14 protein-coding genes and 3 pseudogenes are annotated in these 21,614 nt (G+C 47.1%); 5 read left to right on the forward strand and 12 right to left on the reverse strand.

Going from position 1 to position 21,614, the window contains the following annotated elements; all coding sequences use genetic code 11:
* The first annotated feature begins 301 nt into the window (after positions 1-301).
* A complete protein-coding gene (locus tag DW830_RS16680; RefSeq protein WP_233544523.1) occupies positions 302-1,330 on the forward strand; it encodes a hypothetical protein in 1,029 nt (342 codons plus the stop codon).
* Between the two features lie 138 nt (positions 1,331-1,468).
* Here the strand turns inward: DW830_RS16680 and DW830_RS12540 are convergent, their stop codons facing one another.
* The 8 genes and pseudogenes from DW830_RS12540 to DW830_RS12575 all read right to left on the reverse strand — a co-directional run bounded on the left by DW830_RS12540 (position 1,469) and on the right by DW830_RS12575 (position 12,075).
* Positions 1,469-3,100: a beta-N-acetylhexosaminidase gene (locus tag DW830_RS12540; RefSeq protein WP_119250132.1), complete on the reverse strand. Its 1,632-nt coding sequence runs from the start codon at positions 3,098-3,100 to the stop codon at positions 1,469-1,471.
* A gap of 137 nt (positions 3,101-3,237) precedes the next feature.
* Positions 3,238-3,411, reverse strand: coding sequence for a TonB-dependent receptor (locus tag DW830_RS12545; protein ID WP_158573498.1), 174 nt, complete (start codon positions 3,409-3,411; stop codon positions 3,238-3,240).
* Positions 3,366-5,411 (reverse strand): TonB-dependent receptor, encoded by a 2,046-nt coding sequence (locus tag DW830_RS12550; RefSeq protein WP_119250134.1) that lies wholly within the window; start codon positions 5,409-5,411, stop codon positions 3,366-3,368. The genes DW830_RS12545 and DW830_RS12550 overlap by 46 nt, the downstream gene beginning before the upstream one ends.
* Before the next feature lie 35 nt (positions 5,412-5,446).
* Entirely contained in the window at positions 5,447-5,929 is a 483-nt protein-coding gene (locus tag DW830_RS12555; protein WP_119250135.1) for a calycin-like domain-containing protein, read from the reverse strand.
* Between the two features lie 92 nt (positions 5,930-6,021).
* Positions 6,022-6,365, reverse strand: a pseudogene (locus DW830_RS12560) (DUF2149 domain-containing protein).
* A 23-nt stretch (positions 6,366-6,388) separates the two neighbouring features.
* Positions 6,389-6,982: a MotA/TolQ/ExbB proton channel family protein gene (locus tag DW830_RS12565; RefSeq protein ID WP_089543797.1), complete on the reverse strand. Its 594-nt coding sequence runs from the start codon at positions 6,980-6,982 to the stop codon at positions 6,389-6,391.
* The gene (locus DW830_RS12570) at positions 6,982-7,671 is read right to left on the reverse strand and encodes a hypothetical protein (RefSeq protein WP_233544524.1); all 690 of its coding nucleotides are present in this window, start codon (positions 7,669-7,671) and stop codon (positions 6,982-6,984) included. Before DW830_RS12570 ends, DW830_RS12565 begins: the two co-directional genes overlap by 1 nt.
* Before the next feature lie 45 nt (positions 7,672-7,716).
* On the reverse strand, positions 7,717-12,075 hold the full coding sequence (locus tag DW830_RS12575) for a cobaltochelatase subunit CobN (RefSeq protein ID WP_199656143.1): 4,359 nt from the start codon (positions 12,073-12,075) through the stop codon (positions 7,717-7,719).
* A gap of 292 nt (positions 12,076-12,367) precedes the next feature.
* Here DW830_RS12575 and DW830_RS12580 point away from each other — a divergent pair, with 292 nt between their 5' ends.
* Complete coding sequence (locus DW830_RS12580) at positions 12,368-15,601, forward strand: S41 family peptidase (RefSeq protein ID WP_119250138.1); 3,234 nt, start codon at positions 12,368-12,370, stop codon at positions 15,599-15,601.
* A gap of 113 nt (positions 15,602-15,714) precedes the next feature.
* On the opposite strand, the gene DW830_RS12585 is transcribed toward DW830_RS12580, so the two are convergent.
* Together DW830_RS12585 and fldA are read right to left on the reverse strand one after the other, a co-directional pair.
* Positions 15,715-16,068 carry a DUF2023 family protein gene (locus DW830_RS12585; RefSeq protein WP_089543800.1) on the reverse strand — a complete coding sequence of 118 codons (354 nt, stop codon included), beginning with the start codon at positions 16,066-16,068 and terminating at the stop codon, positions 15,715-15,717.
* A 127-nt stretch (positions 16,069-16,195) separates the two neighbouring features.
* On the reverse strand, positions 16,196-16,690 hold the full coding sequence (gene fldA / locus DW830_RS12590; protein ID WP_118312892.1) for a flavodoxin FldA: 495 nt from the start codon (positions 16,688-16,690) through the stop codon (positions 16,196-16,198).
* A 270-nt stretch (positions 16,691-16,960) separates the two neighbouring features.
* On the opposite strand from fldA, the pseudogene DW830_RS12595 reads away from it, so the two are divergent.
* Positions 16,961-17,454 (forward strand): annotated as a pseudogene (locus DW830_RS12595) (3'-5' exonuclease).
* A gap of 134 nt (positions 17,455-17,588) precedes the next feature.
* Positions 17,589-18,761, forward strand: coding sequence for an ATP-binding protein (locus tag DW830_RS12600; RefSeq protein ID WP_119250139.1), 1,173 nt, complete (start codon positions 17,589-17,591; stop codon positions 18,759-18,761).
* Between the two features lie 105 nt (positions 18,762-18,866).
* Here DW830_RS12600 and DW830_RS12605 read toward each other — a convergent pair whose 3' ends face one another.
* Both DW830_RS12605 and DW830_RS12610 read right to left on the reverse strand, forming a co-directional pair.
* A complete protein-coding gene (locus tag DW830_RS12605; protein WP_119250140.1) occupies positions 18,867-19,967 on the reverse strand; it encodes an ADP-ribosylglycohydrolase family protein in 1,101 nt (366 codons plus the stop codon).
* 314 nt (positions 19,968-20,281) lie between these two features.
* The gene (locus DW830_RS12610; protein WP_233544525.1) at positions 20,282-21,001 is read right to left on the reverse strand and encodes an ATP-binding protein; all 720 of its coding nucleotides are present in this window, start codon (positions 20,999-21,001) and stop codon (positions 20,282-20,284) included.
* A 288-nt stretch (positions 21,002-21,289) separates the two neighbouring features.
* Here DW830_RS12610 and DW830_RS16145 point away from each other — a divergent pair.
* A pseudogene (locus DW830_RS16145) lies at positions 21,290-21,614 on the forward strand (IS21 family transposase); the annotation flags it as partial.

The raw sequence follows: 21,614 nt of genomic DNA on the forward strand, positions 1-21,614 counted from the left end.
ATCTCTCAAAGGTGTACCTGCTTTGATTGCTTCTCTTGGATAATGACCTGTAGGGATCAATACCATCGAAAAACACGCTCTATTAGTGTTCATATCGGCCATTTTAAGCCCTTATGACGAATTGTTTAACATAAACTAAAATTTTAAGATGAAAAAAGATATGCCTTAGAGGGGCTTAGGTGGAGTCGTGATAGCGGTTCTGCCCTCTATGATACACCCCCAAACGGCCGTTCTCGGACGGGCTGGGGGGGTAGCCGATGGATTACGATTGACTTTCACAAATTCTTAAAATAAACATCCTATGACATACGAAGAATTCAAGCAATTGGCTGAGCATCCACAGCATCGGGATGTTCCAGCCATCTTCAAGCTCGAAGTTTTAGAAACAGAAGAGCTGGAGGAGAAGAAGCGTTCACATTATCCGAAATATAAGGTGAACACCTATTGTCCGCAAGCCTTCACCACAACCTTGGAGGAGGCTGAGAGTCTGATGCACCAGGATATCCTTTACCGCAAAAAGATGAAGGAGGAAGACGACTATCCGCTGGATACCTTCTGCTATTATATCTCGGAGATTCCGCTGGGACTGTTGCACTACGACCGCGAATGTCTTTCTCAAAGAGTGTATGACGGTGAGGGAAAACTGATCGACCGGTCTTACTGCTGTTCGCGTTTCAGCATTTACTATCCCGGAGTCTGCGATTCGCCTGCATACGACCGTCATCCTGACGAGACCTTCCGAGGCAGAAACGCAGAACAGATTAGATTCCAGAAAGGTGACATCGTGGAAGTATATCGTGGCAATGAGGTGAAACTTGCCATCGTTGTCGGTACTCCGCTTACCACCGAATGGATCTGGGAGAGAAACCAGGCTGCCAAGGATAAAAGGGGATTGGATGAACTGCCATACGATGAAACGGATGACAGCTATACCGTGATAGATGGTCCCGGCTACGAATACCACGACCACGTTCCGTCGCTGTATGTCTTCGCCCCTCACTATCATGTGCCGCTCTATCTTCAGAGACGATTCAAGGGGTATTTGGAAAAGGCTGAGAAAAAGCAGAAAGAAGAGGAGGAGAAAGACAGGATCTTCCGCCAGGCTCACGATTGCTGCTTCAGCAACAAGGAACAAATAGAAAAATCTGAAAAGTGCGGCTGTTTCTTCTGCGGCGAAATCTTCTCGCCATCCGAAATCACGGATTACCTCCCTGATGAGCCGCCTACAGCCGAATGTCCCTTCTGTTATACCGACTCCGTAATAGGTGATGCCTCCGGCTTCCCTATCACCAAGGATTTCTTGAAGAAAATGAGGAAGAGATATTTCTAGGCGATTTTTCAACGTTTTTCACCGACCTGCCCCCTATCTCATGGGGGCAGTATCAGTTTTGAAAACGGACATTAAAATACAAGAACTCCGCCCTAAACAACCACGAAAGGGGAGTTAGGGCGGAGCTATCTACAAATATTACTTCTTTTCTTCCAGATGCTTCTTCACGGCATCCTCGATATCAGCCTTGTAATTCAAGCCGTAGAGGCGGTAGAGATCCTGCATGTGGAGCAGTCTTGGGAAGAAGTTCTCCAGGTTGCGCTTATCCTTGGCAGTCCACTGAACCTCAGAAAGAGCGGCAAGTCTTGGCAACAGCTCCCACTCCATCTTCTTGGCATCCTTCACCCACTCGGTCCAGATACAACCCTCAGCACCGATGATGTTCTGCTGCTCGGCAGGAGTCAACTTATCAGAGCAAGGATCGAGATCATATACTCGCTGGATGCTAGGAATACCCTCTATCTTGTTGATGCGAGGATTGCTGAAATAGAAATTGCTGATAGGAGCCACGATGGTAGGATGACCTTCACGGGCTGAACGGATGCTGGCATTCACACTGGTCCAACCGCAAACGGTGATGTCCTTGGATGGAGTTCCTTCCAGAATCTCATCCCAACCCATCATCTTTCTGCCACGGTTTCTGATCTGCTTCTCTATCTCACCCATAAACCAGGTCTGGAGTTGCTCTTCCTTGCTGTGCTTAGGAAGTTCCTGGATGCCGAGTTCTGCAATCTTCTTCTGACAGTTCTCGCAAACCTTCCAGCGGTTCTTTGGGCACTCATCGCCACCAATATGAATATACTCTGATGGGAAAATATCCATGATCTCATCCATCACGTCCTTGGCAAACTGAAGGGTCTGAGCCTTGCCAGCACACAACACATCCTCGAAAACACCAAAACGGGTAGCTACCTCGTAAGGACCACCGGTACAGCCCAACTCCGGATAAGATGCCAGGGCAGCCAGCATGTGACCCGGCATATCCACCTCCGGAATCACTGTGATGTATCTGTCGGCAGCATACTTCACGATTTCGCGTGCCTCTTCCTGGGTATAATAACCTGATACAGGAACACCATCAAACTCGTTCTTGTTGGTTGGAAGGATAGTTTCCTTGCGCTTGGAACCAATCTGGGTAAGCATAGGATACTTCTTGATTTCAAGACGCCAACCCTGATCCTCAGTAAGATGCCAGTGGAAATAATTGATGTTGTGCATCGCAAAGACATCAATCAACTTCTTGAGATAAGGTACGCTGAAATAATGACGGCCCACATCTATCATAAACGCACGGTAGGCAAAGCGAGGCGCATCCTTCACCTCAACGGCTGGCAGGGAAACGCTCTTCACATTCTTGGTGATAGGCAATGCCTTCATCACACTCTGGATGCCATAGAAGATACCTACATGAGAGGTGGCTGAAATGGTGATGCCATTCTTGTTGACCAACAGAGAATAAGCCTCAGACTGGGTATCGCCAGCATTCAGCGCCAGACGGATCTGACCCTTCGCCTGCTTGTCGGTAGTCTTTACCTCGATACCGGTTACCTCCTTGATATGAGATGCCAGGAACTCGGCGTCCTTCTTCTGCTTCTCATCTCCAGCAGCATAATAGATTGTAGTTTTGGCTGTGATGCGGAAAGGAGCGCTGCTCATCTCCTTGACTTGCTGAGGCAATGGAACAATCTGCCAACTGCCCATGTTCACATCCTTGGCTGATAATGAAAGGCTAGCCAAAAAAGCCATAGTTAGAATGATTCTTCGTATCATAATTTTGAATGAATAGGTTTTAAATCACTGCAAAATTACGATTTTATACCGAAAGTACGGCATAATTTGAAGAAAAGCATCCTTCACTATGGCTTTTTTAACCTATTTTGGGTCTGGAAACTGCCAGATGGCGGTTTCTAGAACAGATTCACGATGCGGTCGATGTCAACGGAAAGTCCCACTGAGAAGGTGCGACCGGTGGTCATCGCCGAACTCCAATAATACTTCTCTGGTGTATAATCGAAGAGATTATCTACCGTGAAGTTCAGATTGACAGCATCCAGGATCGCTGCTGAAGAGTGAACTTCCACAACTGATATGCCTGGTCATGCTTATCGATGTTCGTATCTGGAGAGGACAGGTATCTGCCTGACAGAGCGGCATTGATGCGATAGAACGAACAGAGCTGGCGATCGTAGTCGAGACGCCAGGTGGCGGTATGAGGACGAGGCTGGGAGAACTGAGAATCTACACTTCTGCCACCCACATGGAGATAGCTGTAGTCGAGTTTCACACCGAGTCCCATATCCGAACGGTACTGGGCACTGAAGTCGATGCCGCTCACCTCTACTCCATCCTCATTGCAATAACGGGAAGCCACATCCGGCTGACCGGTTCCCGGGATATAATCGGCATAATCCTCGGTAGTGATGCGCTTATCATACTTATTATAATAGCCCATGAGAGTAAGACTATACTGACCGGTCAAGAAACCTGCATTCTTCACCCTGCCGGTATGCTCCAGCGCCAGGTTGAAGTTGTTGCTCTTCTCCGGCTTCAGATCCGGATTGCCATAAATCATCTGCATGCCTGCCATATCAAAGTTCATATACATCTCCTTGAGGGTTGGGGCACGGAATCCACCGGCATAGTTGGCACGGATGGAAAAGCCCTTCCACTTGGTCATCAGAGCCAGACGACCGGTGGTGGCATGCTGGCTGGATGCTGAGAAGTAATCATGACGAAGGCTTGCCACGATGTTCAACCACTGCAAAGGATTGTAATCGAACTGGGCGAAGGCATCGTATGAATTCTGAGTCTTGGAACCATTGTTGGCAAACTGATAGGTGGTGAGATAATCGTTCAGGAAATCAGCACCTGCCGTCAATGTGTTCTTGCCGAAGATATGGGAATAGAGGGCACGGACGGTGTTCTGACGATTGGTATAATCGTGATCGTGAGTGAGCTCATTGTTCACGAATCGGGTCTTGTCATACTGGTCGAAGCCGTATGAAATCTCCAGATTATCATTCTCCGAGAGATTCATCACGGTCTTCAGTCCGGCAGAATAATCCTTATAGTGGTCATCGTAGTTGTTTCGATTGCTGATACGGGCGAAATAGCCGCCACGACCTATCAGCTTCACCTTGTTAGAGAGCTTGTAAGTAAGTCGCTCTTTCACACTGAAGGTCTCGCCACCATAAATATGGAGGATGTTGGATTCTGTATCGAAGGGACTGGTAAGCTGCACCTCATCCGATGTAGTGCGCTGGATGCTGGTCTGCGAATTCCACTTTCCGGCATTGAAGCTGAAGCTTCCGCCGTGACGCCACTCCTTATTGAAGTCGTTGTAGCGGGTGTTGACATTGGCAGTCCAAGGTTCGCTGTTTTCACGGGAGATGATATTGATGACTCCGGCTACGGCACTGGCGCCATAGAGTGCCGAAGCAGCACCCTTCACAATCTCGATACGACCCACATTGTCGAGATTCAAGCGAGAGTAATCAACATTATCCATGGTTTCGCCAGCCAATCGCTCGCCATCTACGAGGAAGAGCACGGCGTTTCCACCGAAACCATTCATATTGAGAGAAGTCTCCTGATTCATGGCATAGCCGAATTCCAGACCCGGCATCTGCTCGGTGAGGAGGTCCTGGATATTGGTAGCATCAGCTATCTTGATGTCATTGGCGGTAATCAGACGGGTTACCACAGGAGCATCCTTCAAAGCCTTAGGAGTTCGGGTTGCGGTTACTACTACCTGATCGAGGGCTGTAGCATCCGGCTGAAGACGAAGAACATGCTGATTGCCCTTCTTCTCATCAGTCTTCAGGATAAAGGTCTGAGTCTGATAGCCCACATAGCTCACTTTTACCTTAACCGCCCCTACCTTGCTGTAAGGAATGCGGAAATATCCATCTTCATCAGTGGTTACTCCTCCCTTGGTATTCACCATCTGAACGGTGGCACCCACCAGAGGTGCGCCCGAATCATCGAGCACTCTACCCACGATATCTCCCTGGGTTTCAGCTTTCAGATTCAGGCACAATCCGCAAAGGATTAGGAATAGTGCGAATATCTTTTGTTTCATCGAATTATATCAAAGTTTATCCTGAAACAATCAGCTTACTTCTTACAAACAAACTTACCAATCATCGGCATAGGCATCTTGCCATACTGCACGGAATAGTTGACGGTCAGAGTGTTGTCCTTGAATGTACCCTGCAAAGTAACGGTATACTTCTTCTCTGCACCATTTACGGTAATGGTACCGACATAGCTTTCCTGAGAGAAAGCATAAGCACCGTTAGAACCGGAAACCTTCACAGCTGGAACCTCCAGGGCAGGAAGAGCCATCATGCCCGTGCCACAAGCTGGCAATGTAACCTTGACTGTAGCATCATCAACTGCCTCGATCTTCATGGTAAGATTATCGTATGTAGAAGCCTCGCCCATTACGGTCATATCCAGAGTGCTGGTGTATGAACCAGCTATCTCCTTGGCAGCTGCCACAGTATCATTATCATCATCGCTGCTGCAAGAGCTGAATGCTACACACATAGAAACCAAAGCCAACATCATGGCCATCATTGTCTTAAACTTTTTCATTTTTCTTATTTTTCTTTTAGTTACAATAATATTTTCTGTTTAAGGGGATTTGCAATCCCCGTTTTCTGTTCAAGGGGATTTGCAATCCCCGCTTATTTATCTTCCGGAACATAGATGATTTCACCATTCTCCAGCTGGTAAGCGATGCCCACCTTCTTTCCCTTGTTGCCAGATTTATTGCTCTGGTCTTCTGAAGGAGTATAGCGATTGATCTTCTGTCCATCCTTGGTAATGATTTCCATATTCTCCTTGCCAGGATTCTTCACCATCGTGAAGTTATCCTTGCTGAACATTTCCGTCATATTATAGCGTGACACGAGGGCTACCATCAGGCGAGGGCAAATACCATCGCCACATCGAAGAGGTTGCTCACTACGCTCATCGGATCATCATCCTCGCCATCATGCGAGAGACGACTTCTACGTCTTTGTCTCATATTCTTTTCAAGATGTTAAGGAGTTACTTTTTCTCATCAATCAGGTCTGCCATAAACTCGAGGTTGCTCATATCCTCGGTGTACCAGCGGTTCTTGGTCTGCTTGGTCACAAAACCGATGGCTGCAGAGAACAATCCCACTACGGTGGTAGCGAAAGCCACCTGCATATTGTAAGCCATCGAAGCAATATCGCCGGTAGAAAGACCTACCAGGGCAGGACCCATCGGAATCAAGGTACCCATCAGTCCGAGCATCGGACCCATCTTCAGGAGTGTAGAAGGAAGAGAAAGATCCTTTTCTACAAACTGGGCATACTGGTCGAGGATGCGGTTCACCTGCGCCTTGCTCTGACGGTTGTCCACGAGTTTCTTCATATAGGAAACGATGACAGCCTGCTTGTTCTTAGGCAAGCGATCGCCCAAGGTATCGATGTTATCGAGCGTCAGGGTGTTCATCTGTTCACGAATCTCCGCACCCGACTTGCGCTTTACAAGATACTGTCCGAAGAAACCTCCGAGGAGCAGCAAGGCTCTGAGGAAGAAGAAAATCAACAAAATAATCACAGGAACCAGCATGCCTGTTGAAATCCAAAACAATACGTCTGATATGTAATTCATTATACTCTATATTTTTTAATTTGATAATTGTAAACTGCCCATCCGATTGCCATTCCTACGATGACGATGGCGATGACGCCAAGAAGCGAGAGGGCATCGAAACTGTTGAAGCCTGCCACGGCTGTCCTGCCATTCACCGTACCGATGATGCCCATCAATCCGAGCAGCACCTCTACCAGGAAGAGCAGTTCCAAGCGGATTGGTCGCTCCGGCAAGAGCCATCTCAAACCGTAGGTGAATACCGGAGTCAAGACCAGCAGTACTACGGCAAGCACCCATGCCACTACCTGGAACGATACGCCGGAAAGCAGGAAGATGGTCATCACCAGAACACTGAACAGCACTGGAAAGACCAGCAAACCCGGGAAGTACTTCAGGAAGATGAAGAACACCCATTTGCGGCGACTCACATGTTCCGAAGTCTTCAAATCTACGTGGTGCACACAGAAAAGCATCGTGAGTGCCACGTCGATACTCAGCAGCACCGCCATATCGAGCATCAGCTTCTGGTCGGCTATCCAGGCCGCAATCTGCGTCTTCGACTGCTCAATGGCGAATGGCCAGGTCATTCCCACGAAGAAGGCTACGAGCACCGAGATGATCATAATCTCCTTCACTCCGTGGAAGGTCTGCTTCAGTACAAAACTGAAGCAAACCAATATCATCATTACTAAAACTAATGTCTCCACTATGTATAAATGTTTAGTTTTAGGGGGATATGTTATCCCCCTTTACTATTCTACCATATTCTTTCTTCTTCGGCGAATGAGGATAGCCAACATCACGAAAGCAACGATGACGATGACACCTACAACGATGCCGCTCACCACAGTGGTGGTCTTCTGAGCATCCTCATTCAGCGTCTCCTTCTTCATCACCATACCCTTGTCGCTGCTGTTCTTCGCAGCCTCAGCATCGCGGATCTGCTCTACATTCTGCTGATATTCCTTGGCAGAAGCAGCATCGGTCTTGCTGGCTATATAGTTGCGGAGCTTGGCATTATCGCAAACGAAACCGGAGCATGAAGGCTTATACTTGTTCACGGTCTCGGTATGAAGCTTGGCAATGTCCTTGAGCTGCTGAGGAGTAGCCTTCCACATTCCCTTGCGGGCACTCTCCATCATCACGGCGGTCATCTCCATCAGCGCTGCCGGATTCTGCTTGTCGAAGAACTCCTTGGTTCCGAGATGGTACTTGTCCTTGACATATACATTATATATCTCATCCCACATCTCCTTATCGATAGCCTTTGGCTTCATCACATTCCAACCGTAGGTATTGGTTACGATTTCGGCGAATGTGCTGGCACTGCTGGCTCCACCCTTCATCTTCTCCTTGATATAGGCTGGGTTGAAGATAGTGGTTCTGCCCTCGATGCCGATAGCCTCCTTCACCTCCTGCATTCTCATATTGCTATGGTTGCGATAGTCGGCGAGATAAGCATCCGGATCCTTACCGGTTACGTTGCGAACTGCGAGGTTCATACCTCCCATAAACTCATATACGTGGTCGAGACTCAAGGCTCCCCAGGTGTTGCTCTGTCGTGGCTGAACCACCACATCGGTGCGAGTCAATGCTGCCTCGAAAGCAGCCTTGCGAACGGTCTCCCAGTTCTTCTCATCACCGTAGTAGGCACCCATATTGTTCATATAGACCTCGGCAATCTGACTCTCCTTATCCCAGCGGTCGCCTGCGGTTACCATCTCCTGGATACCGGTGCCATAGTTGCCGTTTACGCCACCAAACACACGATACATACTAACCTCGCGGGCTTCCTTTGGCGACATACCCTTCTCTACGAGCACCCGTTCCGATTCGGTAACACCAGCTTTCACCAGGTTGTCGTACTTGTCACCCTTGGCATTTGCAGCCATCTCTATCGCCTTGTTGATGAGGAAGAGACGGGATGCTGCCAGGTCGCGGAGCTGACCGGAAGTCTGAACCACGACATCGATGCGAGGACGGCCCAACTGCTTGGATGGGATGAGACGAAGATCGGTAACACGACCGAAGGCATCCCTTACCGGTTCTACACCGAGCATATAGAGAATCTGAGCGATGGTAGCGCCCTCTGTTTCGATAAACTCGCTACTCCAGAGCGTGTAGCTTACCTTACGAGGATATTCACCCTTATGTCGCTCGCAATACATCTTGATGGTATTGTCGCAAAGTTCCTTCGCCTTCTCCCAGGCATCCTCCGAAGGTGTATTCTCCACATTGATGGAGAAGAGGTTTCTACCGGTAGGCAGGGTGTTCGGATTCACAATCAGATCACCACCAGGAGACGGAGCGGTAAAGCCGCCATTCAGGGCATTCATCAGAGAAGACATCTCGTTGAGCGGACTCTGACGGAGCGCCTCCGAATACTTGCCCACATTCTGCAAGGCATGCTCTACGGTAGTAATCGCCTGAGCCAGATGAATCTGCTGACGGGTATATTTAGGTGCTTTCGACATCATCATACCTTTATCTTTAGAAGATTTCTGAGATGCTTTGCCCTTGCCGGCTTTCGCCATCTTCGCCTTCTTCAAATCCTCCTGATACCATTTCTGTCCCTTCTTGATGGCTTCCATCATCTTGTCAGGGAAGCGACCGGTCTGTTCCATCTTCTCAAAAGCCTCACGACTCATCTGCGGAATCTTCTTCTTATGAGAAACCTTGGCAGCACGGAGTTCGCTTACCGTACGGTGGTCCACCTTCTTCGGCTTCGCCTCCTTCGCTCCACCCATCTGGTCTGCCATCTGCATCATCATCTGGATAGGATCCGGAGCTGCCTGCATCGCCTCTACCTTACGTGCCATCTGGAGTTCGGCAGGAGTGATTCCTACATAACGGCAGATGTATTCATCAGAAACCGAGGCTGAACCCAGAAGCTGGGTCACGGTATTGCGTGCCTTGCTCAGATAGAGACGGTCGAAAAGCTGCTTGTGCTTCTCCACACCTTCCTGAGCACGACCTTTCAGCTTATCTACTGCCAACATTCCGTAGGCAATAGGATCTGTAGCCATTGCATAGACGCTGGTGCGGACATCATCGTTATCGTATGGCACACCCAGAGTATAGAGTTTGCCGGTAATCTTCTCGTTTGCCAACTCTTCTGCATAGTTCTCTACTCTCGCAATTTCATCTGCAGAATATGGCTTGTTCATCTGCTTGGCATCGAGACCCAGTTCACGGGCGATTCCCATCTTCACGGTCAACGCCTTCACTTTCAGCGACTGTTCGGCAGATGCCTTCTTCTCGTATGACTGGATGGCATCGCTCAACTGCTTATAGGTCTGTCGCAATTCGCTCTCCTTGAAAGGAGGAGTGAGATAGCTCTGGGTCTGGGCATAGGTGCGGCGCTTGGCAATCATCGCCTCGCCCACATTGCCGATGGTATATATATAAAGATGTGGAACCACACCAATCAATCGGTCACTCCAGTCGTTGCTACCAAGTGCTACCTGCTTTCTCGGAGTATATTCCAGCGATCCGTGGGTTCCGAAATGGATAAGTGCATCGGCACTGAAACCATAACGAGCCCAGAGATAAGAGGCAACATAGGTGTAAGGTGGTGCCTGGTCGGTGCCATGCACAATCTTGAAGGAGTCACCTCCCACGCCTGCCATCACCTGTGGAAGCAGGGCCACATTGCCAAACTGCAGTCTTGCCACCGCCAACTTACCGTCATCGGTAGCCATATATTTGCCAGGGAAGGAACCATAGAGCTGGTTCATCTCCTTAATCATCTTCTTAGACAAAGCCTTCTGGGTCCATCCGGCAAACTGCTGGGCGGTAACCAGGGCAGGATGACCTGACTTCAGAAACTGAGTATAGGCACCCTCGGCATAGGTTCCGAAGACGGCACCTTGAGCCTGGATCATCTTTCCTAATTCTTCTGCATTAGCAGGAAGCTTACCTACATTGTACCCTTCATTCTTCAAGCGAACCAGGAGATTGTAGAGCGATGGAACCACTTCCATTCCCGAAGCGGTGAGTGCATTCTGACCGGGACCCTTGAAGTAGAAGATGGCGATACGTTTACTGCTGTTCTTCTTGTTCTTCAGATTCACATAGCCCTGCACGCTCTCTACGAAACTCTCCATTCTGTCTGGGATGCCGTAAACCTCCTGCAAGCCCTCCTTGTTGATGCGCTGTCCGAAAACCACGTATGGACGGATGGCACCATCAATCTCCGGAGTCACGATGCTCTGCGACATGAAGCCGCCGTTCATTCCCTGCTTGTCATTCTCCCACTCGGTGGTCAAGCGGTTGATATTAAGAGGTGAGAACAGAGGAATATTCTTCTGCTTCAGGAACTCGACGAAGTAATCGCCCAGTCTGCCATGCGCCATATTCACTACGGCATTTGCCTGAATACTGTCGGCATAATGACCGGCTATAAAACTCTGAAGCTTATTGATGCGATACACCATGAATCCCTTCTTCTCGAAAGCTTTTTCCATATCAGGAGCCGCACCCATAAAACCTGTGAGCATGATGGTAGGAGCACCTTCTTTATATAAACCGTTCTTTACCAGGAAGGCATTGTACTCGCGGATGCTGTTGAAGCCCAGCTCATCCTCCTTTTCATCTTTCGGGTCGAAATGAGTCAGGAGATAGTCTGGTCGCTCATTCACACGTTCCGGCTCTGGAGCCATGAACTTCTTTCCGTCGATAAACTTGCGGATGTAAGCGAGCGTACTCTGATAGTTCTTCTTGCCGCCGTTCTCGATGTACTGCATCAGATAATCGGCATCGAAGTTATCCACAGATACGATATTGTTGGCTGGGTTAGTAGCAGCATGAGTCAGGGTCGGCACCTTGTAGGAAGCCTCTTCCAACTGCTTGCGCTGGTTCTCGCCAATTCGGAGTCCCATACCATTCACGATAATCATATCGTAATCTCCCAGATGGTCGAAATCATCGGTTGTGATTTCACTCAATTTAATCATCGCATTGTCGTTGGCATGCGAAATCTGTCCCAGCGCAATAGCCTGATAGTTGAGGAATGCGATGTGGGTAGTACCCACCCAGGCAGAGTAAGCCTTCGCCAGACTTCCCAGAACAATCACGGCCAATAAAGCCAGGAAGATGTGTTTCTTTTTAATCTTTCTGTTTTTTCCTAATCCTTTTCTCATATCTATTCCTTTATCTATTCCTTTTTTCATATCTATTCCTTTTATCGGGCTGCAAAGGTATGGCTTATTTAGAAAATGTACAATACCTAGATATTGTGATTTTCACATTTTTTATACCTAGAAGTTGGTATCAGATTGATAGGTTCAGATTCCCATATCCTAATAAATGAGTAGTCTTTTCGTGGTTTTACGGAGTTTAGTTTGGTAGTTTCACATAAAAGCCGTAACTTTGCAACATAAATCAAACAGAAACTTTATAATAATGAAGAAACTGATTCTTAGTGCTGCTCTTCTGGCAGCATCTCTGGCATCCCAGGCCCAGCAGGGTCCGCTGTGGATGCGCTACCCTGCCATCTCGCCTGATGGCTCTACCATCGCCTTTGCCTATAAGGGCGATCTCTATTGCGTTCCAGCCAATGGTGGCGAGGCACGCCAGTTGACGACCCATGCTGCTTACGACTCCCAGCCTATCTGGAGCCCTGACGGCAAGAAGATTGCCTTTACTTCCAACCGAGAAGGCAGCCTGGATGTTTACGTCATCTCTGCCAAGGGCGGTGCGCCAACCCGACTCACCACTCACAGCGGCAAGGAGACTCCTATCGCCTTCAAGGACAACGACCATGTGCTCTTCTCTGCCAACATTATGCCTACAGCCCAGAGCAATCTCTTTGCTGCCAATGAATTCTCACAGGTTTACGAGGTAAGCACTGAGGGCGGTCGTCCTAAGTTGTATTCTGTTCTTCCGTTGGAGAACATCAGCATCAACAAGAACGGTCAGGTGCTCTATCACGACAAGAAGGGTTATGAGGATGCATGGCGCAAGCACCATACTTCTCCTATCACCCGAGATATCTGGATGCTCGACAATGGAAAGTACCAGAAGCTTACTACCTTCAAGGGCGAGGACCGCAACCCGGTATGGGCTGCCGACAACCAGAGCTTCTACTATCTCAGCGAGCAGGACGGTTCCTTCAATATCTACCGCCGCAACATCGCAAGCGGAAAGGATACCCAGATTACCCAGCAGAAGAAGAATCCTATACGATTCCTCACCTCTTCCGATAATGGTTTGCTCTGCTATGGTTTCGATGGCGAAATCTATACCGTAAAGGAAGGTGGACAGCCGCAGAAGGTCAACATCTCCATCACAACAGACAACGATGAACCAAGCCTCATCCGCAAGGTGCAGTCTTGGGGTGCTACCGAGATTGCGCTTTCTCCAGATGCCAAGGAGGTGGCTTTCGTGATGCACGGCGATGTATATGTTACATCTACAGAATACAAGACTACCAAGCGAATCACCGATACTCCTCAGCAGGAGCGCAACCTGAGCTTTGCTCCTGATGGCAGAAGTCTGGTCTATGCTTCTGAGCGCAATGGCGTATGGCAGATTTTCCAGGCTAAGATCAAGAACGAGAAGGAGAAGAACTTTACTTACTGCACCGAGGTAGAAGAGGAGCAGCTCACCAAGACCAATGTTACTTCTCAGTATCCTGCCTACAGTCCTGATGGCAAGGAGGTGGCTTTCTATGAGGATCGTGCTACCCTCCGCATCATCAATCTGAAATCAAAGGAAGTACGCACCGTACTCGATGGCAAGTACAACTATTCTTACTCTGATGGCGACATCTGGTTTGAATGGAGCCCAGACAGCAAGTGGCTCATGTGCAGCTACATCGGTAATGGCGGATGGAACAACACTGATATCGCCGTAGTAAAGGCTGACGGAAAGGAAGTGCACAATATTACCGACAGCGGTTACAGCGACAGCAACGGCAAGTGGGTACTCGGAGGAAAGGCTATTCTCTTCGAGAGCGACCGTGCCGGTTATCGCAGTCATGGTTCATGGGGTGCAGAATATGATGCCTATCTCATGTTCCTCGACCTCGAAGCCTACGACCGCTTCCGCATGTCTAAGGAGGAACTCGAATTAGCCGAGGCCAACAAGGACGAGAAGGAGAAGAAGGCTGACGAGAAGGAGGAGAAGAAGAAGGAAAACAAGAAGAAGAAAGAGGAGAAGACAGGAAAGATTGAGGTGGATAAGGTAAAACCTCTCGAACTCGACTTCGAGAACTGCCGTGACCGTGTGGTCCGTCTTACCGTCAACTCATCCAATATGGGTGATGCCATCATCGACAGCAAGGGAGAGAAGGTTTATTACCAGGCTGCCTTTGAAGGTGGCTACGACCTCTGGTGCCACGACCTGAAGGAAGGCAGCACTACCCTGATGATGAAGGGTATCGGTGGCGGTGGCTTCGTTGCCGACAAGGATATCAAGAACCTCTTCCTCTGCAATGGCAGCAGCATCAAGAAGATTGACCTGGGCAGCAAGGCTACTACCAACATCGACTTTGAGGCTCCATTCAACTACAAGCCTGCCGAGGAGCGTCAGTATCTCTTCGACCATGTATGGCGCCAGGTAGCTGACAAGTTCTATGATCCAAAGATGCAGGGTGTGGATTGGGAGTACTATCGCAAGGTATATGAGAAGTTCTTACCTTATATTAATAATAACTTCGACTTCGCTGAGATGTTGAGCGAGATGCTGGGTGAGCTGAATGCCAGCCATACCGGTTGCCGTTATTATGCCAGTGGCGCTTCTCTTTCTACCGCAGCTCTCGGTGCCTTCTTCGATCCTAACTACGAGGGTGACGGCTTGAAGATTCAGGAAGTCATCAAGCGTGGTCCTTTCGCCGTGAAGAAGAACGAGGTTACTGCCGGCTGCATCATCGAGAAGATCGATGGAGAGGCTATCAAGGCGGGTAAGGATTACAACGCATTGCTCGATGGAAAGGCTGGCAAGAATGTACGTCTCACCATCAAGAACACCAAGGGCAAGACTTTCGACCTCACCATCAAGGCGATTTCACAGGGTGCTCAGCAGGAGCTTCTCTACAAGCGCTGGGTGGATAGAAACCGTGCCATCGTGGACAGTGTATCAAAGGGCAGAATCGCCTATGTTCACGTAAAGGCAATGGACAGCGAGAGTTTCCGCACCGTATATAGTGAACTCTTGAGCGACAAGAACCGCAACAAGGATGCCGTAATCGTGGATGAGCGCCACAATGGTGGTGGCTGGTTGCACGATGACCTCTGCACCTTGCTCAGCGGCAAGCAGTATCAGGAGTTTGTGCCTCATGGAAAGGTTGTGGGCAAGGATCCATTCAACAAGTGGACCAAGCCATCCTGCGTTCTGATCTGCGAGGACGACTACAGCAACGGTCATGGTTTCCCATGGGTATATAAGGAGTTGGGCATCGGTAAGCTGATTGGTGCACCGGTGGCTGGAACAATGACTGCTGTATGGTGGGAGACATTGATGGACCGCAGCCTGGTATTCGGTATTCCACAGGTAGGTTGCCGTGATATGCGTGGCACCTTCGGCGAGAACACTACCCTCTATCCAGACATCGAGGTATATAATTCTCCAGAGGATTACATCACCGGTCATGATACTCAGCTCATCAGAGCCGTAGAGGAAATGATGAAGAAGTAAGGAAGAGGAATTCTTCGGATGAATCATCTTATACATCAAAAGAGCGTGATCGCCAAATGAGGCTATCACGCTCTTTCTTTGTTAACATTAAAATATTCGAAGATGAAAGAAATCTAGCAAACTTTCTTCTTTCGCTCACAATAGCGTTCGCATTGAGCACAAATGTCATATCCCAGCATGGCACCCAGGATGAAATCCTCTTCCGGCGTAAGCTGGCATAAAGGTTTGGTAACAATCATGCGGATAGCATCCAGGCATTCCTTCTTACCAAAGAAGAGATTCAGACGGTCGTTGCCAACCGGCTGGATGATGTAATCAATGTTCTGACGCTCTAATCTTGTTATGGCAAAAGACTCATATTTCCTGTTGAAGGTGTAGAGCACCAGACGGCGCACGCCCTTCTTATATTCATATATATGATTCATCAGAACCTTCAAATCTACTGGTGTTGCGATTTCCTGCTGCATACTATCCGAATTAATCTAGTTTCTTATCAGGAATCAGAGAATTCTATGATTTAATCTATGAACCCAAAATGACTCAAGATTCTATAGTCAGAGATTTCTATGACTCCTGAAAAAATATTTTTTAATACTAAAGCGCTGGTTTGATGGCCTCAATCCAGGCATCTATACGCTCCTCTGTCTTGTCGTCCTCGTTTACCTCGTCAAGTGCGAGTCCCAGGAACTTGTCGCCATCAATCGCCTCACTGTCATCATAGGTGTAACCATCTGTAGAAACACCAGGCAATACGGTAGCACCAGCCTCAACAGCAGCATCATAGAGTTCCTTCATACCGCCGCAGAATGTATCAGGGTAAGACTCGCTGTCGCCACAACCAAACAGGGCAACAGTCTTACCAGCCAAGCCGGCACTCTTCAGCGTCTTCACGCCATCATACCAGTCATCCTGCATCTCTCCGGCACCCCATGTAGAAGTACCGAGAAGAAGATTCTCGTGACTTGCGATAGTAGCATCATCGATGTTAGCTACATCTACAGCTTCCACGCCCAACTTAGAAGCGATGGTTTCGGCAATCGACTGACATGAGCCAGTAGAAGAGCCATAAATTACGATAGTTGTTTTCATTTGTCCTTTATCTTTTAGTTACATTTATTTTCGGGTGCAAAGATACAGCCTTTTCCCATCATCTGCAATACCTAAAAATGATGGTTTCGGGAAAATACCTAGATATGGGGATAGGAGAAAAGGTTTAGGATGGTTTATCCTAAAACTTCCGGAATTTGAGGACTTTTAAGACAATTCATCCTAAATCTTTCTTAAATCTTATATTTTTAGGATGATTGAGCCTAAAATAGTATCTTTGTACCTAAAATAAAAACATAGATACTTAATCCGATGAAAGATTTTGCAGCGATAGATTTCGAAACGGCCAACCAGCAGCGTACAAGCGTCTGCTCGGTGGGCATCGTGATAGTGAGGGATGGCGAGATAGCAGACAGTTACTACAGCCTCATCAAGCCCGAACCGGAGTATTACTCTTATTGGAACACCCGGGTTCACGGCCTGACCCTGGAAGACACGATGAATGCAGATGTCTTCCCGAAGTCTGGGCAGAAATAGCGCCCAAGATAGAAGGTCTGCCTCTGGTAGCCCACAACGCCCCCTTCGACGAAGGCTGCCTGAAGGCAGTATTCCAGATGTATCAGATGGAATATCCCGGCTACGAATTCCATTGCACCTGCCGTGCCTCCCGAAGAAAGCTAGGCTCTCTCCTCCCCAACCATCAGCTCCAGACCGTAGCAGCCTATTGCGGTTACGACCTCACCATGCACCACAATGCCCTGGCTGATGCCGAAGCCTGTGCCTGGATAGCAAGAGAGCTGCTATAAGCCAAATAGATAAATTTGTGGTGTTTTTACCACAAATTTCTCGTATTTTTGTAGGGAATTTACCACAAATTTCGTATATTTGCACCAAAAATGCTAAAAAGCATTCAAATAAATGAATTAATAATAGAAGAAATATGGAATTATTGAAGCAATTATCCGACAATCTCATCAAACGTACAGACACCCGATACGTAAGATATATGTATCATCAGATTCCATGGAAGAATCGGATGACAGCCCTTGTGGGACCTCGTGGCGTGGGTAAGACCACACTCCTCTTGCAGTACATCAAGCAGAATCTCAAGTTGAAGGACACCCTATATGTGAGTGCCGAATCCATCTATTTCGCCAATCATACACTCTTTGAAACTGCCATGAAATTCAATCAACTTGGCGGCAAGCATTTCTTTATCGACGAAATACATAAATATAAGGGATGGGCAACGGAGCTGAAGATGATATACGATAATCTGCCCGACCTGCAAGTAGTGTTTACAGGATCATCAGTGCTTGACATCTATCAGGGAACCGCCGACTTAAGCCGTCGTGTCCTCGTCTATAAAATGCAAGGTCTGTCGTTTAGAGAATATATTGGCATGAAACTAGGAATCGACCTACCAGCCTACCCATTGGAGCAAATCGTTAATCATGAGGTAGAGTTGCCGATAGAGATAGACCATCCCCTATCCCTCTTCAACGAATATCTGCGCCAGGGGTACTATCCTTTTTATGAAGACGAGGGCTATAAGATGCGCTTAAACCAGGTAGTAAGCATGACGTTGGAAACCGACATTCCCCAATATGCCAACTACACAGTAACCATATCGAGGAAATTGAAGGAACTGATGCAGGTGATAGCAGACAGTGTGCCATTCAAGCCTAACATGAGCACCATCGCAACAACCATCAAGGCAGACCGCGGCTTGCTTCCCGACTACTTTGAACTTATGGAAAAGGCAGGTCTCATCGCCCAACTCCACGATTCAACAAAAGGAGTAAGAGGTCTGGGAAAGGTTGAAAAAGTATATCTCGACAATACAAACCTCTCTTTCGCCCTCACATCTGAAACTCCCGATATAGGAAATCAACGTGAGACCTTTTTCTTTAATCAGATGAGAGTGAACCATACCGTTTACAATTCTCCCATCTCTGATTTTCTGATAGACGGCAAGACCTTTGAGATAGGTGGCAAGAAGAAAGGTCAGAAGCAGATAACCGATGCAGAAGAGGGATATATCGTAAAAGATGATATTGAAACCGGTTTCGGCAATATCATTCCTCTCTGGACATTCGGAATGAATTATTAGTCAACAGCAGGAGGCTACAGAGACTAAACAGCAGACAAATGCTGAACAAGAAATCACAAGAGAGTTCTGTAGAGATCAATTGAGCTCATTTTGCAGACGACATATTTAAGAAATTAATAGGGAAAGCGCAGAATCCTGCTGGCAGTGATGCCAGCAGGATTCTGCGCTTTTTGAAACAAAAGCATACACATGGATTTCTAAAGAACAAGCCAAAAGTTTAAATTTATTAAACATTCCCGTTTTTGTCATTAATGACACTTTTCGGGAATGACGATGATTATAAAAGTAGAGATCCTGCACCTTGTTATGGAGCATAGAAGCATAGAGAAGACCATTCCTCCATTCGTCAGGAATATGGCATATTCCAAATTTAGCACCCAGGATAGCTCCTGCTACTGCTGCATTGGTATCCGCATCTCCGCCTGATAAAACAATCTTCAGGATACCCTCTTTATACGAGGTTGCATGCCAATAAGCCCATAGGGCAGCCCCTAAAGTTCTGAGCGTATATCCCATACTCTTTTCATCATCCAGACACAAAGAATCCAGACCTTCATGACATGCCAAGTCAACAAATGGAACGATTCGTTCATCATATTGTTTGGCAATGCCAATCACCTCTTCATAATCCAATATCCTGTCTTCAAAGACAAGAGCATGTATGATAGAAGAAACGATAACGCAAGAGCCCACACAGCGTGGATCAAAATGAGTTAGCTTACAGATATTCTCAGCATTATTAGCCACATTGCCCTTCATAAGCCCTACCACCGAAGTTCTCATGACGGCTCCATTAGCTGCAGCTTTTTTCTTTCCCATCTTCCAGATAATCTCTGCAGCCTTCTGTGGATTCGAAGTATAGTCGCCAAGAGCCATTACATTATAAGTATGCCGGCCAATTCCCATGCCTCCGTTCATCATCCATTCCTTAAACCTTCTGGCAATATCAAGAATATCTACCTTTTGACAAGCCACAAAAGAATCTAAGATGCATAGCATCATGTCGGTATCATCTGTCCAGTCGCCTCTTTGCCAACGACGACGATGATCATCCTGCACGATTTGTGAATAATCCTCTATCCCATTAGGATAGAAACGATCCACCTCTTGCTTGGACATAAACTCCGTGCTCAGTCCCAAGGCATCTCCTACAGCTTGCCCGAAGATAGTGCCGAGGAATCGTTCTTTTAAAGTTTCATTTTCCATATTTTTTCTATTCATACAACCAACCAATCGTAAAGTCATCCCTATCTGGCAATAGTGCTGTACCGATTACACAACTTCACTTTTTAACGACAACACTTATTCCCTTTCATGCTCCTTCAGATACTTTTAGTCTAAGCCAAGAAGGGAAATATTTCCAAAGCTGACATCCCATTTTGAGTTCGACTAAACGTTCAAAAGTTCAACTAAGTTAGATTTCATCATTAGCAACTGATTTTCTGAGTATTATAACAAAGACGCAAGCTAAAGATTGACTAACTTCGACTAAAAGTTCGACTAACTTCAACTAAGTTCGACTAGACATCGTCTAAAACCCACCTCTTTCCAACTGTTAATTTTATGATTCCTTTTTTCTTAAGCGTAGAGAGGAAATTACCTATTTTACGTTTTTTCTGTTCATCAGTCAACACATCAGACAATTTTGATTGTATAAGAGTATTCAGTTCACTTCTAGTAGCTCCACCAAAGGAACGAAGATAAGATATTATCATTTCTCTAAAGTGATGATCGTTGAAACTACGGTTTTTAATGTATTCAGTTTTCAACTCATCATTATTTGCAGTTTTTGCCACATACTCCGATAAAAATAATTTTGGGTATCGACCTTCCACAAGGTGTAGTTTTCTCAATCTTGTTGCAGTTACCTTATCTATTGTTTCATGTTTTTGTACCATATCCAATGCTATACAATCATAAAGCGATAAGTCTGGATTGGCTTTCAACAAACGATAATATTGCTCATTAATAAGTTTACCATAAATTTTAACAACGACTTCCCTCTTGGCTTGATCTATCTGATAGTCAGGCATAGGAAAAAAGCGTTTTTGCTGTTCTGTAAAAACCTTGCGAATTCCTCGTCCTATCGTATCTATCATGTTGAAGTTAACCATACCTTGGCATAACACATAATTGCGATAGAACTTCTGAGGTCCATTTTGTTCAATAGCATTTCTTACAGTACCTGGCAAGAAGAATCCTCCATTAGCAAATGTTACAGAGTTAGGCTCTTCTACCATAGTAATACGTTCTTGCATAGTATAATCCTGGTGCGCTATACAATTATGTGACAGTATCGGCGAATCGGTACCACTGTAGCGCATGAATCGGTACCATCATAGCACTGCATTCGGTACCATCGTATCACTTGAATCGGTACCATCATAGCGCCCCAATCGGTACCAAAAAGATGTAAAGTTCTGCTCATGTATAATAATAACCGCCTATCTTTGCAGAAGAATTTTAAAATCTGTATAGATATGGCACAAAGTAATGTAAACATGAGCAAATTAAAACGTTCATTTCAAATGCTAGCGGCAAAAATACCGCAGCGCACCATTTGCGAGCAACTACACATGGGGCGTGGGGTACTTAACCGGTACAAAACCTTGGCGGATTCTCAAGGTTTGTCCTATGGTGTGATAGGCCGCATGAGTGACGGGGAAATAGAATCTTTCCTCCAGTTGTCCAAACCCACAGCAGTCCCATCCTCCCAACGTCAGGTGCTAGACGGGCTGTTGCCAGAATATGTGTCAGACTTGTCGCATAACCGCTACCTCACCATTCAAGCCCTGCACGAGTCATACAAGAAGGAGCATCCCGACGGATATGGATACACCCAGTTCAAGAAGT

The organism is Prevotella sp. AM34-19LB, assembly GCF_003468525.1.
In the GTDB taxonomy this organism is placed as follows: domain Bacteria; phylum Bacteroidota; class Bacteroidia; order Bacteroidales; family Bacteroidaceae; genus Prevotella.

Excerpts from the sequence above, each read along its gene's own strand:
- DW830_RS12555 (WP_119250135.1), bottom strand. The coding sequence starts at position 5,929 with ATGAAAAAGTTTAAGACAATGATGGCCATGATGTTGGCTTTGGTTTCT.
- DW830_RS12540 (WP_119250132.1), bottom strand. The coding sequence starts at position 3,100 with ATGATACGAAGAATCATTCTAACTATGGCTTTTTTGGCTAGCCTTTCA.
- DW830_RS16680 (WP_233544523.1), top strand. The coding sequence starts at position 302 with ATGACATACGAAGAATTCAAGCAATTGGCTGAGCATCCACAGCATCGG.
- DW830_RS12605 (WP_119250140.1), bottom strand. The coding sequence starts at position 19,967 with ATGGAAAATGAAACTTTAAAAGAACGATTCCTCGGCACTATCTTCGGG.
- fldA (WP_118312892.1), bottom strand. The coding sequence starts at position 16,690 with ATGAAAACAACTATCGTAATTTATGGCTCTTCTACTGGCTCATGTCAG.
- DW830_RS12550 (WP_119250134.1), bottom strand. The coding sequence starts at position 5,411 with ATGAAACAAAAGATATTCGCACTATTCCTAATCCTTTGCGGATTGTGC.
- DW830_RS12610 (WP_233544525.1), bottom strand. The coding sequence starts at position 21,001 with ATGGTAGAAGAGCCTAACTCTGTAACATTTGCTAATGGAGGATTCTTC.
- DW830_RS12580 (WP_119250138.1), top strand. The coding sequence starts at position 12,368 with ATGAAGAAACTGATTCTTAGTGCTGCTCTTCTGGCAGCATCTCTGGCA.
- DW830_RS12565 (WP_089543797.1), bottom strand. The coding sequence starts at position 6,982 with ATGAATTACATATCAGACGTATTGTTTTGGATTTCAACAGGCATGCTG.
- DW830_RS12600 (WP_119250139.1), top strand. The coding sequence starts at position 17,589 with ATGGAATTATTGAAGCAATTATCCGACAATCTCATCAAACGTACAGAC.
- DW830_RS12585 (WP_089543800.1), bottom strand. The coding sequence starts at position 16,068 with ATGCAGCAGGAAATCGCAACACCAGTAGATTTGAAGGTTCTGATGAAT.